The sequence below is a fragment of the Gracilibacillus halophilus YIM-C55.5 genome, assembly GCF_000359605.1.
GTDB lineage: Bacteria > Bacillota > Bacilli > Bacillales > Amphibacillaceae > Gracilibacillus > Gracilibacillus halophilus.
Map to the genome: position 1 here is coordinate 1 of NZ_APML01000092.1, position 15,538 is coordinate 15,538.

General features: G+C 38.2%; 12 protein-coding genes and 1 pseudogene. 9 read left to right on the forward strand and 4 right to left on the reverse strand.

Translation table 11 applies throughout. The features are described 5' to 3' along the window. Window positions 1–444 (forward strand): IS200/IS605 family transposase (tnpA, locus tag J416_RS14635; protein WP_003475070.1); only part of this gene is annotated, 444 nt, incomplete at its 5' end. Between the two features lie 256 nt (window positions 445–700). Here the strand turns inward: tnpA and J416_RS14640 are convergent. Continuing rightward, on the reverse strand, window positions 701–1,246 hold the full coding sequence (locus J416_RS14640) for a hypothetical protein (protein ID WP_003475071.1): 546 nt from the start codon (window positions 1,244–1,246) through the stop codon (window positions 701–703). A gap of 93 nt (window positions 1,247–1,339) precedes the next feature. On the opposite strand from J416_RS14640, the gene J416_RS14645 reads away from it, so the two are divergent. The 7 genes and pseudogenes from J416_RS14645 to J416_RS14675 all read left to right on the forward strand — a co-directional run bounded on the left by J416_RS14645 (window position 1,340) and on the right by J416_RS14675 (window position 9,639). Then, the gene (locus J416_RS14645; RefSeq protein ID WP_003475072.1) at window positions 1,340–2,254 is read left to right on the forward strand and encodes a phosphatidate cytidylyltransferase; all 915 of its coding nucleotides are present in this window, start codon (window positions 1,340–1,342) and stop codon (window positions 2,252–2,254) included. A 68-nt stretch (window positions 2,255–2,322) separates the two neighbouring features. Then, window positions 2,323–3,054, forward strand: a complete 732-nt coding sequence (locus tag J416_RS14650; protein ID WP_003475073.1) for an NAD-dependent epimerase/dehydratase family protein — start codon at window positions 2,323–2,325, stop codon at window positions 3,052–3,054. A 117-nt stretch (window positions 3,055–3,171) separates the two neighbouring features. Then, window positions 3,172–4,173 carry an LLM class flavin-dependent oxidoreductase gene (locus J416_RS14655; protein ID WP_003475075.1) on the forward strand — a complete coding sequence of 334 codons (1,002 nt, stop codon included), beginning with the start codon at window positions 3,172–3,174 and terminating at the stop codon, window positions 4,171–4,173. A 113-nt stretch (window positions 4,174–4,286) separates the two neighbouring features. Next, window positions 4,287–5,293 (forward strand): annotated as a pseudogene (locus tag J416_RS14660) (LLM class flavin-dependent oxidoreductase). Window positions 5,294–5,343: 50 nt separating this feature from the next. After that, complete coding sequence (locus J416_RS14665; RefSeq protein ID WP_040513767.1) at window positions 5,344–6,570, forward strand: Bcr/CflA family efflux MFS transporter; 1,227 nt, start codon at window positions 5,344–5,346, stop codon at window positions 6,568–6,570. A gap of 94 nt (window positions 6,571–6,664) precedes the next feature. Beyond that, a complete protein-coding gene (locus tag J416_RS14670) occupies window positions 6,665–8,077 on the forward strand; it encodes a hypothetical protein (RefSeq protein ID WP_003475078.1) in 1,413 nt (470 codons plus the stop codon). 83 nt (window positions 8,078–8,160) lie between these two features. Beyond that, complete coding sequence (locus tag J416_RS14675; RefSeq protein ID WP_083875613.1) at window positions 8,161–9,639, forward strand: aldehyde dehydrogenase family protein; 1,479 nt, start codon at window positions 8,161–8,163, stop codon at window positions 9,637–9,639. A gap of 309 nt (window positions 9,640–9,948) precedes the next feature. Here the strand turns inward: J416_RS14675 and thpD are convergent, their stop codons facing one another. Beyond that, entirely contained in the window at window positions 9,949–10,878 is a 930-nt protein-coding gene (gene thpD, locus J416_RS14680) for an ectoine hydroxylase (RefSeq protein ID WP_003475081.1), read from the reverse strand. A gap of 376 nt (window positions 10,879–11,254) precedes the next feature. Between thpD and J416_RS14685 the strand changes: the two genes are divergently transcribed. Continuing rightward, on the forward strand, window positions 11,255–11,461 hold the full coding sequence (locus tag J416_RS14685; RefSeq protein ID WP_003475083.1) for a hypothetical protein: 207 nt from the start codon (window positions 11,255–11,257) through the stop codon (window positions 11,459–11,461). A gap of 171 nt (window positions 11,462–11,632) precedes the next feature. On the opposite strand, the gene J416_RS14690 is transcribed toward J416_RS14685, so the two are convergent. Both J416_RS14690 and J416_RS14695 read right to left on the reverse strand, forming a co-directional pair. Then, window positions 11,633–13,063, reverse strand: coding sequence for a 6-phospho-beta-glucosidase (locus J416_RS14690; RefSeq protein ID WP_003475085.1), 1,431 nt, complete (start codon window positions 13,061–13,063; stop codon window positions 11,633–11,635). A gap of 52 nt (window positions 13,064–13,115) precedes the next feature. After that, window positions 13,116–15,038 (reverse strand): beta-glucoside-specific PTS transporter subunit IIABC, encoded by a 1,923-nt coding sequence (locus tag J416_RS14695; RefSeq protein ID WP_040513769.1) that lies wholly within the window; start codon window positions 15,036–15,038, stop codon window positions 13,116–13,118. Window positions 15,039–15,538: the final 500 nt, after the last annotated feature.

Sequence of the window (15,538 nt, forward strand, 5' to 3'; positions counted from 1 at the left end):
ACACAATGGAGATGTAAGTTTCACATTGTTTTTGCCCCAAAATATAGAAGACAAATTATCTATGGAAAATATAAAAAAAGCATCGGAGAAATAGTAAGAGAACTTTGTGAAAGGAAGGGAGTTGAAATACACGAGGCTAATGCATGCAAAGATCATATTCATATGCTAGTAAGTATCCCACCAAAACTAAGTGTATCTCAATTTATGGGATACTTAAAGGGTAAAAGTAGTTTAATGATCTTTGATCGTCACGCCAATTTAAAGTACAGATATGGTAATCGCAAATTCTGGTGTCGAGGCTACTTTGTAGATACAGTGGGCAGAAATAAACATCAAATACAAGAATATATTAGAAACCAGCTTAGAGAAGATTATATGAGCGATCAGTTAACCTTATTTGAAGAATTTGATCCGTTCACTGGAGAGAAAAATAAGAAAAAATAAGAGATTCTTTTAGAATCAGTGAGTGAGTGTGGTGCAGAAGGGAAACCTATTCAGTGGGCCTTTCAGGCCGAGGCCGGTAACAAAGGCTTTCAGCCGCAGTTCAAACCACCAGTTCACACTGGTGGTTTTGATTTTCTAGTTGAGAATAAAAAGCCGAAAGTTGAGAATTAAAGGCTTAAAGTTGAGAATAAAAAGCAAAAAGTCGAGAATAAAAAGCAAAAAGTCGAGAATAAATTCCCGAAAGTCGAGAATAAATCTATTTTAAATTTCTTTTAATAGGTTCAAAGTCAAATAGTTTCCCTTCATAGATCAATGTCAGATGTTGATTTTGTCGATAATCTTCTGGTGTGACCATAGCAGGGAGTTTATCCCACAATTTAACTCCGGAACGTCTAAGAATTTCTGCAACAAATTGCGAACAAAAGAAGGAATTACTAAATTCGATTGGTTCGTGCACAGAAACACCAATAATTCCGAGAATATTATAAAGATATTTATGATGATTTTTTATAAATACTTCTAACAAGCGCTCCATTTTTTCTTTTTCTCTTTCTGTCACTTCTAGCTGATAAATGACACAAGTTGTATCTTTATACTGACTGTAAGTTCCAGTGAAGACATCTTCTTTGACAAATCCGCCATAAAAAGGGTTTTTCGGATGCTTACGACCAAAGCTATACATCTCTTTTAGATCAGGATCGAATGAGATTGATGCATGGTTATAGGGTGCTTTAGTATATTTTTTAATTAAACTAGTAAAAAACGTCCCCGTATCTGAAAGGACAATATATACGTTGGGCATAATATCATCACCACCAAAATAACTGCCTATCTTTCTATTATATACAAAATCTTGTAAAATGTATGCAGTATATAAGAAAGGCAGGTGAAATGATTGACGCAAACCATTTGGACGTTATCGATCATTTGTTTCGGATTATTTGTTTTAACTTTGATATTTCAAATGGCTAAAAAGAAACAAAAGGATAAAGATTTTACAACGCTCCAGTTACGGATAAAGACATGGTGGGCGATGTTTATTGTATTTTGTTTTGCTACTTTATTTAACCCTATGATTGCAGTGATCGCCATAATGATATTATGCTTTTTTGCGTTGAAAGAATATTTTTCAATGTTGAAAACAAGAAAATCGGATCGTCGAATCTTTCTGTGGGCCTATATCATGATACCGATTCAATTTTACTGGATTGCAATTGGCTGGTATGGGATGTTTATTGTGTTTATACCGGTGTATGTTTTCTTATTTTTACCGTTACCTCGTATTATCGGAAAGGGAACAATAGGTTTTTTACGTTCTGTCAGCATCACCCAATGGGGAGTGATGTTAATGGTATTCGGATTAAGTCATTTGGCATTTTATCAAATTGCATCACCCATCTATGGCGCTAACTTGGTCTTATTTTTACTTATATTAACGCAAATGAATGACGTGATCCAATATGTTATATCAATGTATATTGGCAAATCGAAAGTAGTGCCTACAGCGAATCCGTATATTAGTTGGGAAGGATTTACTGGTGCTGTTTTATGCACCACTAGCCTAGCTCTTCTTCTCTATCGTTATTTGACGCCATTTGACCTGATTTTTGGAATCATATCTGGATTGCTTATCAGTGTATCAGGATATTTTGGAATGTTGACGATTTCCGTTTTGAAACGAGACTTACTCATAGGCAATGATAAGAATGTAGAATTGATAAAATACCGTTATTTAAACCGAATAGACAGTCTCACCTACACAGCGCCCGTTTATTTTCATGTGATCCGTTACTTTTTTGATTTTATGTAGCTGATATGATATTTATAAGTTTTTGGATCAGACTATGAATAGACTTATTCATGAAGGAGTTAAACAACATGAAAAAAATCGTTATCGTTGGCGGGGCAGGTACAGTAGGTAAAATCTTAATGAATGGCCTTCAACAAAGGTATGAAGTGCTTGTTTTGGATCAGTCGATTACCTCCCCTTCTTCTACAGAACAGTATGTCGATGCAACGAGCTATCAACAACTTTTGCAAACGATTCCTCCTGATACCGATGTGCTTATCAATTTGTTACGCATGGAAACGGATCAAGCGGTTGAACCGGTTGAAACATTTGAAAAAATGACAGCTGTCTTTTTTAAAGCGACGTATTATCTTCTTTCTGTAGCAGAGCACTACCAGATACCTAAGGTTATATTCGCTAGCAGTAATCATGTGACCGATTATTATGAAGAAGATGGGTATTCCACGCTTGGACGTGAAATTACGACCGACGATTATCCTTATCCAAAAGGGTTATATGGTGTGTTAAAAATAGCTTCTGAACAAGCTGGATTTATTTTTTCATTAAACAAACAATTATCTGTTATCAATATTCGAATTGGATCGGTGCCTGAAGGAGATGAGACGGAAGCCGTAGAGAAGAACGATCGGTTGAACCGAACATTATTATCAAGAAACGATCTTGTTAATTTGTTTATTGCAGCGGTCGAAACAGATGTCGCTTATGGTACTTATTATGGTGTATCAAATAACCCTGATAAACCATGGGATCTCTCCAATGCCAAAAATGATTTGGGATTTATATCAAATCACGAGAATTGATAAACACGGAAGGTATAATTGGTCTATGTATGCTCATTCATATAAGCATTTTTATTTTGTTTCGAACGACAAATTGATACCATTATGATGTAACTTCATAGAAAAGAGGCGAAATATATGGCCAATATCAATATACCTTTATCCGTATTAAATTTAGTCCCTATTCGTCAAGGAAAGGATGCCAAAGAGGCGATCGATGATATGATTGACTTAGCGCAAGCGACGGACGAAATGGGATATACACGTTATTGGATTGCAGAACATCATAATACGTCAACGTTAGTCAGTTCGGCTACGACCATGTTGATGAAACATACGTTGGAAAACACCGAAAATATACGTGTTGGTTCAGGTGGTGTGATGTTACCGAATCATGCACCATTAACAGTAGCTGAACAATTTGGTACGATGGAAACACTTTATCCCAATCGATTGGATTTAGGATTGGGGCGAGCACCGGGGACAGACCAGCTAACGGCTAGTGCGTTACGCAGATCAACAAAAGATCCTGTCTTCACTTTTCCAGAGGATGTGCGGTCATTACTTACGTATTTCGGACCAGAAGATCGTCAAGGTTATGTAAAAGCAACGCCTGGAGTAGGAACGAATATTCCAGTATATATATTAGGTTCTTCCACTGATTCAGCACATTTAGCGGCGCAGTTAGGCTTACCATATGTGTTTGCGGCTCATTTTGCTCCGACCCATTTGGAGAATGCATTAGCCATTTACCGTGAAAAATTTCAACCATCGGAATACTTAGATGCGCCATATGCGATGGTTTGTGTCAATGTGATTGCAGCGGAGACAGATGAGGAAGCAGCTTATGAATCGACAACGATGCAACAATTCTTCTTAAATGTTGTTCGCGGTTCACAAACGCCACTAAGTCCACCAGTTGAAGATATGGATGCGTTATGGAGTGCTCAAGAAGAACATGTTGCTTCTTCGATGTCGAGTGTGACATTAATGGGGAGTCCGTCATCCATTAAACAACAATTAGAAGACTTTCAAACAAAATATAACGTGGATGAATTAATGGCCGTTTCCTACATTTTTGATCCAGATAAACAAAAACGGTCGTATCAAATTTTAAAAGATATTGTGGACGGAAAATAACAGGCCATTCATTTATTGGGCCGTGTGACAAATGAATCATTTTCTCAAACGTTCGTAGTAAATCCTGCATTTTGCGGGATTTGCTTTTTGTTAAATGATAGGGGGCTTACGAGATGAAACTGAGTGTGTTAGACCAGGCGCCGATTTCAAGGGGTTCGAATCCAAGAGAAACGTTAAAACAAACGTTAGAATTAGCACAAATAACAGACAAATTAGGGTTTCATCGATATTGGGTCGCTGAGCACCATAATACCAATGGGTTGGCTAGTTCTTCACCGGAAGTACTTATCACAAGAATAGCATCAGTGACGAGACGAATTCGAGTAGGTTCTGGCGGTATACTTTTACCACAATACAGCCATATAAAGTGGCGGAAAATTTTAAAACACTTGAAGCGTTTTTTCCAGGTCGCATTGACTTAGGCGTCGGACGTTCGCCGGGTGGTTCTGAGTTAACCCAACAAGCATTGACAGATGGCGGAAAGAATCGTTTGAATGAATTCCCGCGTCAACTGGCAGATTTACAAGGCTTTTTACACAATACGTTACCACGTGAACATAGGTATCGATTGGTAAAGGCCGGACCGCGTCTTGAACAAGCGCCCCCGATTTGGGTGCTCGGATTATCAGAACGTTCAGCAAAACTTGCAGCTGAAACAGGTGTCGGTTATATATTTGGTCATTTTATTAACCCAGAAAACGGCCAACGAAGTTTAGCAGCTTATGGTGACCACTTCAAACCGTCAGTGACATTTGAGAGACCACATCGAATGGCATGTGTTTTTGTTATTTGTGCTGAAACGAGTGAAAAAGCAGAAGAACTTGCCCTCAGCCAGGACAGATGGTTACTTAGTACTGGGAAGGGTGGAGACACGAAAGTACCTTCTATTGATGAAGTAAAAGCCAAAACGATTTCACCTGAAGATCGTCAAACAATCGAAGAGAACCGTCAACGTACCATTATAGGCACGCCCGATGACGTGAAGAAGAAAGTAGAGGCTTTAGCTCAAGACTATCAAACCGATGAGCTCATGATCATTACGAATATTTATGATTTCGAGGCAAAAGTACACTCATATCGTTTGCTTGCAGAAGCCTTTCAGTTAGATAAAGATAAATAGATTGATTGAGGAGAGTGATTGTTATCCAACAAGAAAAACAAGTGACCGAGATGCACAATCCAACAGGTAAACAAAGAATTGGCTTAGCATTATTACTTGGGATGCTCGCCATGATGGGACCATTTAATATTGATATGTATTTACCAAGTTTTCCACAAATCGCAAATGATTTAGATGCAACTGCCTCGTTAGTGCAACTGAGTTTGACAGCTTGTCTCGTTGGATTAGCTGTCGGACAGATGGTGATTGGATCGATTAGTGATGCAATAGGAAGAAGAAAACCGCTTTTATTATTTTTATCCTTATTTGTGTTGGCTTCATTACTTTGTGCCATCGCTCCTAATATCGTAGTATTAATCATCGCCCGTTTTATCCAAGGGTTTACAGCATCAAGCGGTATTGTATTATCTCGAGCGGTTGTCCGCGATATTTTCAGTGGCAAGGCATTAACGCAATTCTTTTCATTATTAATGGTGATTAATGCGACAGCCCCAATGATTGCTCCGATGTCAGGTGGTGCTGTGTTGTCTATTCCTTTTGCCACGTGGCATACGATTTTTTACTTTTTGTTTGTCCTCGGTCTGATCATGGTACTTATCGTGGCATTCAAGCTAAAAGAATCATTGCCACCTGAAAAGAGACAGCCGAGTTCGATTAAACAGTCGATCAAAACAATGGGTAGCTTATGGAAGGATCGTTCCTTTATTGGATATGCGATCGTCGTTTGTTTTGTGCAAGGGGGAACGTTTGCTTACGTTTCTGGTACGCCATTTATTTATCAAGACATTTATCATGTTTCATCGTTCGTGTTTAGTATTTTGTTTGGTATGAATGGTCTGGCGATTATATTTGGTAGTTTTCTAGTTGGAAGACTCAGTGGTCGATTTGAAGAAAGGAGCTTATTACGCACAGGTGTATTGATTTCGTTAACCGCCAATACGGTTTTATTAATCATGACCATCATTCAAGCACCTTTAGTCATGATAGTATTACCATTGTTTTTCCATCTGAATGCAGTAGGGATTATTTTAACGAGTAGTTTCACCTTAGCCATGAGAAATCAATCCAGCCGTGCGGGGAGTGCCAGTGCACTGTTAGGCATGCTTCCATTATTAATGGGAGCGATTGTGGCACCATTAGTCGGTTTAAATGAATCGACAGCTATACCAATGGGAGCTGTTTTATTTACGAATTCTTTCATTGGCGCGATTATCTTCTTTACATTGACGAAAGAAAAAGAACAATCTGACAATGAGGAGCTTGTGGAAAACGGATAAATATTAATTTTAAGGTAAAAAGGTGACAATCAAGCAGTAATTGTCACTTTTTTGCGTTATCATAAGTGTAAGAATATATATAGGGGAAATCTGCATGAAACAAATATATAGCACAGGCTTAAAGTTATCGATCATTGTGTATACGATCCTTCATTTTATCAGCTACTTTTATGAAAATAAAAGAATAATTGTAGCATTAGCTATAAGTGGATGTTTATTATTATTATTTGCGATACTGACTCGTTCCTTACGTCAATTAAAAATGCCAATCGGACTCGTTATCGCTGGTCTCTTGATCATGTTCGTAACGGACACATCAATGGTTCAAGGACTATATAATGGTTTTCTTGAAATGCGCAATATGATCGGGTTGTTATTTATCGTACCTACGATTAGTTGGGTGCTTCATGAAGAAGAGTATATTGAATCGATTATGGGCGTGTTTCACCACTTACTAGACACAAGTCGTAAATTTTATTTCGGCCTTGTCTTTTTTACGCAAATCATTGCTTATTTTTTATTATTTGGTGCGATTACGATGATGTATCAATTCGCCAGCTCCATATTAAAAAACGAAAAAGGGGAAGCATGGGAAAACTATAAAGGAACCGCACTGATTCGTGGTTTCTCATTGTCCGTAATGTGGGTGATTAGTATTCCTAGTTTTGCTTATGTCATCGAAGTTATGAATGCACCACTCGGACTTTCGATTATACAAGGATTTTTGATCGCATTTATAGGTATACTGATTGGCTTATGCTTTTCCTTTTTTGAAGAAAAACATTATCATGTCAATTTATCGAACGGTTTACAAACAGAAATCAATGATGTGTTAAGCCATCATACGGACTACAAGAAAATGCGCCGTCACGTGATGGAATTTCTGATCTTGTTTATAACGTTATTTGGTACGATTTTTCTATTGCAAGGAATTGTTTCAATTGAGCTTTTAGTGCTCATTCCTTTGGTCGTGATGGTGTGGATCGTTCTGTATTTTGTCATCAAGGGAAGGCTACTGACTTTATTTCGTAAAGCTACCTTCTTCTATCAAGAAGGCATGGTTCATCAATCTTATCAACTATGCGTAATGTTAGGTGCTGGTGTACTGATTTACTCGCTCAATCAAACAGCGTTCGCTACTTTAGTCGTTGATGGGATTTATCAACTGCAATCAGCCATCCCGTTTTTAAATTTATTATACTTTTTACCGTTTATTATTATTTTACTTGGTTTTGTTGGTTTAGGTCCTTTAACGGTTATGGTACTCGTTGGTGGTATTCTTCAATCGATTGATCTAACATATCCGCCTGAGCTTGTCGTATTAGCAATTACATCTGGAAGCACAATCTCAATCGTTCTATCACCTTTAATTATGCCGATCATTGCATTGAGTAGTGTCAATGGTCTTAGCCCTGTTAAGAATGGCGTCGTTTTTAATTGGAAATTTGCATTTGCGATCTATGTTATCGTGCAAATCTATATCCAAGGTCGCCTAGCATTATTATAAAACACGAAATGAATAAAAATCATGCATGATAAGTCATGAAATAGGGAAAAGTATATTGAAAATGTATAAAGAAAGGGAGTTGTATGATGACGGAACCCATTGAGATTCATGCCATGATTAATGGTGAAACGTATAAGACAGAAGAAAATAAACCAAGAGAAAACCCAACTCATCCGGATGAGATTGTTGGCTATGCGCCAGTTAATACAAAAGAAGAAACGATTCAAGCAATTGATGCTGCTCACGAAACGTTCAAAACATGGCGACGGTCAGAAATTAGTGAGAGAGTTGAAAGGATGCGTAACGCCATTGAAAAACTGAAAGAAGAAACGCCAAATCTTGCTGAATTATTGTCACGCGAACATGGTAAGCCATTGTATGATGCAGAAGGTGAAGTGACGATCTCGATTATGTGGATGGAATATGCTTGTGACAACGTAGAAGACGTATTAAAAGATCAAGTGGAAGATCACGATAACGGACGGACCTTAATTGCGAGAGATGCAATCGGCGTTGTATCTGCCATATCACCATGGAATTATCCGATTTCATTATCGACGATTAAAATCGCGCCTGCATTACTTACAGGAAATACAATGGTACTAAAACCGAGTCCGATGGCGCCATTAGCAGTAAGCAAATGTACAGAAATGATTGCGAATGAATTTCCAGCGGGCGTTTTAAATATGGTACATGGTGAAGCGGATGTGGGTGTGGAGTTAACGTCCAATCCAAAAGTCGCTAAAATTGCATTTACGGGTGGAACGGAAACAGCAAAAAGCATAATGAAATCAGCAGCTGACACGATTAAGCAAATGACGCTCGAATTAGGAGGCAATGACGCAGCGATTATACTCGATGATTTTGATGTACATGATGAAGAAGCGATGCGTCGACTCGTCATTTCTAACTTTTTAACAGCTGGTCAAATTTGTATGATTGCCAAACGCATCTATGTAGCGAAAAGTATTTATGAAGAATTCGTCGAAAAATATATTGAAGCGGCAAATAAATGGATTCGTGTTGGCGATCCATTTGGTGATGAAGTGACCATTGGCCCAGTAAACAATAAAAATCAAATCGAACACGTACAAAGCTTGATTGATGATGCGAAAGAAAAAGGTGCTGAAGTGATCAAGTTAGGGGAAATTCTTGATTCTGATTTATTTGAGGAAGGCTATTATATGCAACCATCTGTCGTTTTAGGTGCTAGTCAAGATGATCCGATTGTTCAAAAAGAGCAGTTTGGCCCAACGGTTCCGATTTTACCATTTGAGGATGATGAGCATGCCTTACAATTGGCAAATGATAGTATTTACGGCTTAACAAGTTCTGTATGGGGTGAAGAAACGCATGCATTAGAGATTGCTAAGCGGATTCAAGCAGGTACTACGATGATTAATACGGCTGCCGTACAAGGCTTAGATGTCCGTTTTCCATTTGGTGGTGTCAAACAGTCAGGCATTGGCCGTGAATATGGAAAAGAAGGCTTGTTAGCATACACTGAAACGCACGTCATTAACTTGCCAGATGAATTAGACTTGCCATACATCCCTAAGTAATCATGCGTAAAACTTGTATAGTCCATGAAGAAAGAGGCTGGGACATAACTCTTTGCGTCAAAACAAAAACGAAATTTATCTGTTTTTTATTAGATAAAGTTCGTTTTTTGATGTAGTCACGATTCACTGCTTTGTCAAAACACGAGACTCCTGCGGGAAAGCACAAGCCGAAAATCACCCGAAACTCGTTTCGGGAAGTTGAGGCTGTGCCCGCGGAAAGCGACGTGTTTTGACAAAGCTTTTTTTATTATCAAATTCAACGTTCGTTTTTAGGGATGTTGTATTATGTTTCGGCTCAGCCTCGTTGCTTTAGAATAAGGCATATTGCTTTTTCGTAAGATCAAATGATTTTGCTTGGATCGGTTTTATGTCTTTACGGTTGGCGATAAATTCTGGTCGTGGTGAGGTATTGGCAAAGGGTTCAACTAATTGATTGTCAATACTGTTAAACACGAAAAAGACGTTGCTTCGAGGCATTGGTGAAATATTGCTGTTGGAACCGTGCATTGTATTGCTTTCAAAGAATAGGACAGAACCAGCAGGACCTGTCGCACTATCAATTCCTCCACCTTTTTGCATCAGCCAGTTAATACTATCATGATCAGGTACACCAATGTTTTGCATTTTCAACGACTGTTCAAAGTGATTGTCTGGCGTTTTTCCAACACATTGTACGTACCAACGATGAGACCCAGGAATTAATAATAATGGTCCATTGTAATGATAATTATCAGTTAGAATAATACTGCAACTTACGGCACGCATATTTGGCATACCGTCTTCCATATGCCACGTTTCAAAATCAGAATGCCAATAAAAATCCTTTCCTTTAAAACCAGGTTTAAAATTAATTCTTGATTGATTGATGTAAACCTGGCTTCCAAGTAATTGCTCGGCAATCCTCACAATGCGTTCATGTGCAGATAAGTTTTGGAAGAACTCGTCATTATGGTGAACGTCAAATACAGAGCGAATGTCATTGCTTTGGGACTCTCGAACAACATAGGATTGATCGGATTGTTTGTTATCATCCATATTTCGATGTAATTCTGCTTGTAATGTTTTGACTTCTTGTTCTGAGAAGAGAGTTGGCAGAAAAAGATACCCATTTTCTTCATATGAAGTTAGTTGGTCTTGATTGAGTGGCCCATCTTCTGGTGTGGAGCTGTGAATAACGGGATCTTTCCTTTCGAAGATTTCTGGATAGCCGTTAATACGAGAAGGATATAAATCTACCATCGATCACCACTCCTTTTATCGAAATTATTGAATATTTCTATTCACCTGCATTATATGATGTTAGCTATTATGCCACAAGCTGACTTATCACGTATATTACCCCTTATAAACGTCTCAATTTGTATGTTTCTTATTGAGATAACTGTAACTTGGTTTTGCCCTTTTTTTCTGTACAAAACATGGCGTTTAGTCGTTTTTCTCCTTCTTCGTTTCCTTATGAGACTATTATTTTACATGCTGTGTCCTATAAAAACGTTCCCATATGTGATCGGTGATTTATGAAATTGTATAAAATTTGAAGGATAAAAGTATATGGCGTCGAATAGGGTGTTAATGAGGTAATATTTAAGTTTTAAATAGAAGGAGAGGAGTTCTAATGGGAGACAGAGAATTTAAAAGAAGATTTACCCTAGAAACGACAAAGAATAATGGCAAAATAGAAATTAAAGCGTATGATAGTAAGTTAGATCAATATTTTGTGTATGGGGAAAATGAAATTAAAAATATGCCTAGTCAATTGTCTGAATTGAAAGCATTTATTAGAGACAATTGGAAGGATATTAAGAAAGGGAAATACGGTTAAATGAACGAGTCATATGATATATTTATGATATCATCAGTGATATATAAGTCATAGTATGAATCGGAAGTTTTAGCCTCCACGACAAGAACACCACTTGTTTGTGGAGCTTTCCACCCTTTTCTATCGGTGTCTACGAGCATTCGGATTGCCTCATATCAGATTCAACATTCTTTATAGATTTTCCCCATTGGATTGAATGACTTGTTTATACCAATGAAAGCTTTTCTTTTTACTTCGATCAAAACTACCATTTCCTTGGTTATCACGATCGACATGTATATAGCCATAACGCTTTTTCATTTCACCAGTGGAAGCACTAACGATATCGATTGGTCCCCAACTGGTGTAACCAAGGAGCTCGACACCGTCATTTATCGCTTCACGCATTGCTTTGATATGCTCACGTAAATACTCGATACGGTAATCATCTTCAATCACACCGTTTTCATTCGCTTGATCAATGGCTCCGAGACCATTTTCGACCACAAATAACGGCTTTTGATAACGATCATATAACTGATTGGCCGTGATACGGAATCCTTTTGGATCTATGGTCCATCCCCATTCAGACGTTTTTAAGTAAGGGTTGATAATCGATCCAAACACATTACCGCTTGTCGTGTTTTTCTGGATTTCGGGATCGGTACTTGTTACGCGGCTAGAATAATAGCTGAACCCAATGAAATCGACAGTATGTGCTTTTAGGACTTCCTCATCGCCAGCTTCCATTTGAACGGATATGTTATTCTCTCGGAAGAATCGCTTCGCATAACCAGGATATTCACCGCGAGATTGAACATCAATAAAGAAAAATGAATCGCGATCTTTATCCAAAGCATCTTGTACATCATCTGGATCACTAGAATAAGGATACGTCATACCAGCAGCGAGCATACAACCTACTTGTACATTCGGGATGATCTCATGTGCTGCTTTGACAGCTAAACTGCTTGCCACTAATTGATGGTGGGCTGCTTGATATTTGATTTGCTCCTCATCTTCCCCATCTTGAAAAACAAGACCTGCTCCAACATATGGGAGGTGCAATAGCATGTTGATTTCGTTAAACGTGAGCCAGTATTTGACTTTATTTTTGTAACGGGAAAAGACAGTTTGAGCGTATGTTTCAAAAAAGTTTACTAATTTGCGATTGCGCCAACTCCCGTATTCCTTCACTAGATGAACAGGTACATCAAAATGTGCGAGTGTCACAACAGGTTCAATCCCGTATTTATGTAGTTCATCAAAAACATCATCGTAAAATTGCAACCCAGCTTCATTTGGCTCAGCGTCATCCCCATGTGGGAAAATACGCGCCCATGAAATCGAAAGCCGTAATGCTTTAAATCCCATTTCCGCAAACAGTGCGATATCTTCTTTATAACGGTGATAAAAATCAATCGCTTGATGTGACGGGTAAAATTCGCCATCTATTGGTGTAAATGACGTGAGACCGCCTACCATAAAAGGGAAACGTTTCTCACCAGTCGGCAAAAGATCTACCGTTGTTAATCCTTTTCCATCTTCTCGATAAGCACCTTCAGTTTGGTTAGCGGCAATGGCTCCACCCCATAGGAAACCTTCAGGAAATTGTGCTGACATGCTTCATTCCTCCCTGCATAAATAATGGAATAAGGGGATAGCCCCCTTATCCCTATTTTGGTGTTACTTCTAGTAATACATCTTGTGTTGTTACGTCTGGTTGATCTGTTATTGATAATTCATAATTGTCATGGTTACTAATCACAACTGGTGTGGTAATAATATAACCGTCTTTTTCAATTCCGTCTTTATCAAAGCTCAATAGTAACTGTCCTTTTTCAACACGGTCCCCTTGATTTAAGTCGGTTGAGAAGTGTTCCCCTTCCAATTGTACGGTATCAAGACCGATGTGAATTAAAATTTCAGCACCGTTATCAGATGTTAATCCAATGGCGTGTTTCGTTGGAAATAGGGCTGTTACCGTACCTGTTACAGGAGAATGTACCACTCCCTCAGTAGGTTCAATGGCTGCCCCTTTTCCTAGAGCGCCTGTTGCAAAGGCTGTATCTTCTACGTCGGAAAGGTTGACGACTTTTCCTTTTAATGGACTAGCAATTTGTTCTTGTGTAAGCGAATTTGTCTCATGATTTGAAGTAGATTCACTCGGTTCTTCTTGGGTATCATTTGTATTTTGATTCACACCACCAAAGAAGTACGTGAGAACAAAAGCTAATATTAATGCAACTACTGCTGCGATAATAGCGCCGATGATTGCGAAATCGAATCCGTTTTCTGGATGGATAAAGCTTGGAATCTGGAATAAGCCAAGTCCCGCCATCTCATATCCGCGTGTTCCGAAAGCACCGATCAAAGCACCACCGATTGCGGAAGATATAACGGTAAAGATAAATGGTTTTTTCAGTGGTAAAGCAATACCATACATACCTGGTTCTGTCACACCAAATATGGCTGACACAATAGCTGGTGGTGTGAGTGTTTTGGTATTTTGATTTTTCGTAATCAGAAGGACTGCTAATAGTGCACCTGCTAATGCAAAAGAATGCGCAAAAATAAGAGCTAAAATCGGATCCTGACCTACTGTAGAGAAGTTATTAATGGCAATTGGTACTAATCCCCAGTGTAAGCCGAACATAACGAGTACTAACCAAAATCCACCGAGTAGCGCACCTGCTATGATTGGACTTAATTCATAGAGCCCCACACTTCCATCACCAATTAATTGGCTTAACCATGTAGCAATTGGCCCAATAATCATAAATGTTAATGGAATAATAATGACCATCGTAAGCATTGGCACTAAGAACATTCTGACAACTGCTGGAATAATTTTTGTAAAGAAATTTTCAAGTTTTGCTGCAAAGAAAGTAGAAATAATGATCGGAATTACTGACATAGAATAAGACATTAAGATGACGGGTATGCCAAGAAATTCGATATAAACAGGTGATTCAATCATCGTTCCCGCAAATAGCGTATACAATGGATCTCCTGAGCCTTGTAAATTTTCAAGGTCTGGATAAACGAGCGCCATTCCGATAACCATACCTAAGAATGGGGTTCCGCCAAATTTTTTCATAGCTGTATAACCGAGTATGATTGGTAAGAAGTAAAATAGTCCATCACCAATAGCGTTTAAAATTTGGTATGTTCCGCTTTCTTCCTTTAACAATCCTGTGGCAGTAAATAATGCATTTAGCCCTTTTAGCACACCAGAAGCGACTAATACTGAAAGAATAGGTGTGAAAATGCCTGCAATAAGGTCAATAAAGCGGTTTAATAAACTCCCTTTTTCTTCCTCATCATTTCCGTCGTCTTCTTTTTGTGTTTGAAAACCACCTTCAGCGACAACGGCTTTATAAACGTCTGCTACGTGGTTGCCGATTACCACTTGGTATTGACCACCGCTTTGTCGAACGGTTACAACACCATCCATATTATTTAAAACTTCAGTATTTGCTTGACTTTCATCTTTCAATTTAAAACGAAGACGTGTAATACAATGAACGACACTATTTACATTTTCTTTCCCACCGACATTCTCAATGATGTCTTTGGCTAACTGTTCATATTTCATCATGTTGACTCCCTTCTTTAATTGGTTGTGAAAGCTAGCTTTCGTATACGATCAGTAAGGTCAGGAACAAAGGGATTGCATTTGGATAAATAAAAAACCTGAACAGAGTAGGAGCGTACATAGATCACCTATGCGCTTCTAAACTGTTCAGGTTATGCCCTAAGTAGGTAACATTCCTTACTTTTTCGTATATGTTTGTCGTTAATTAATTAACAATTTTAATGTAGCATGGTTCTTTAACCGTGTCAACAAAAAATATAAAATCGTTTTCAGTATTAGTTTACATCATTGACATGGATAGATCTTCTATGGTATAAATGTACTAGATATGATATACAAACGTTTTCATCATAGGATTGTTACTGTTCGGCAGGCAAAACCTAAATTTGTGCATGCATGGATACCTTGTGAGATGTGGTATAGTATATGTACAAGTTTAGGTTTTTTTTATGGGGACTCATATAAGGAAGACGTCAAGGTAGATGAAATATCATGATAAG

Bases quoted from the DNA above. Each gene is read 5' to 3' on its own strand.
- J416_RS14665 (WP_040513767.1), top strand. From the start codon at position 5,344: ATGCACAATCCAACAGGTAAACAAAGAATTGGCTTAGCATTATTACTT.
- J416_RS14655 (WP_003475075.1), top strand. From the start codon at position 3,172: ATGGCCAATATCAATATACCTTTATCCGTATTAAATTTAGTCCCTATT.
- J416_RS14670 (WP_003475078.1), top strand. From the start codon at position 6,665: ATGAAACAAATATATAGCACAGGCTTAAAGTTATCGATCATTGTGTAT.
- J416_RS14695 (WP_040513769.1), bottom strand. From the start codon at position 15,038: ATGAAATATGAACAGTTAGCCAAAGACATCATTGAGAATGTCGGTGGG.
- J416_RS14650 (WP_003475073.1), top strand. From the start codon at position 2,323: ATGAAAAAAATCGTTATCGTTGGCGGGGCAGGTACAGTAGGTAAAATC.
- J416_RS14690 (WP_003475085.1), bottom strand. From the start codon at position 13,063: ATGTCAGCACAATTTCCTGAAGGTTTCCTATGGGGTGGAGCCATTGCC.
- J416_RS14675 (WP_083875613.1), top strand. From the start codon at position 8,161: ATGATGACGGAACCCATTGAGATTCATGCCATGATTAATGGTGAAACG.
- J416_RS14685 (WP_003475083.1), top strand. From the start codon at position 11,255: ATGGGAGACAGAGAATTTAAAAGAAGATTTACCCTAGAAACGACAAAG.
- thpD (WP_003475081.1), bottom strand. From the start codon at position 10,878: ATGGTAGATTTATATCCTTCTCGTATTAACGGCTATCCAGAAATCTTC.
- J416_RS14640 (WP_003475071.1), bottom strand. From the start codon at position 1,246: ATGCCCAACGTATATATTGTCCTTTCAGATACGGGGACGTTTTTTACT.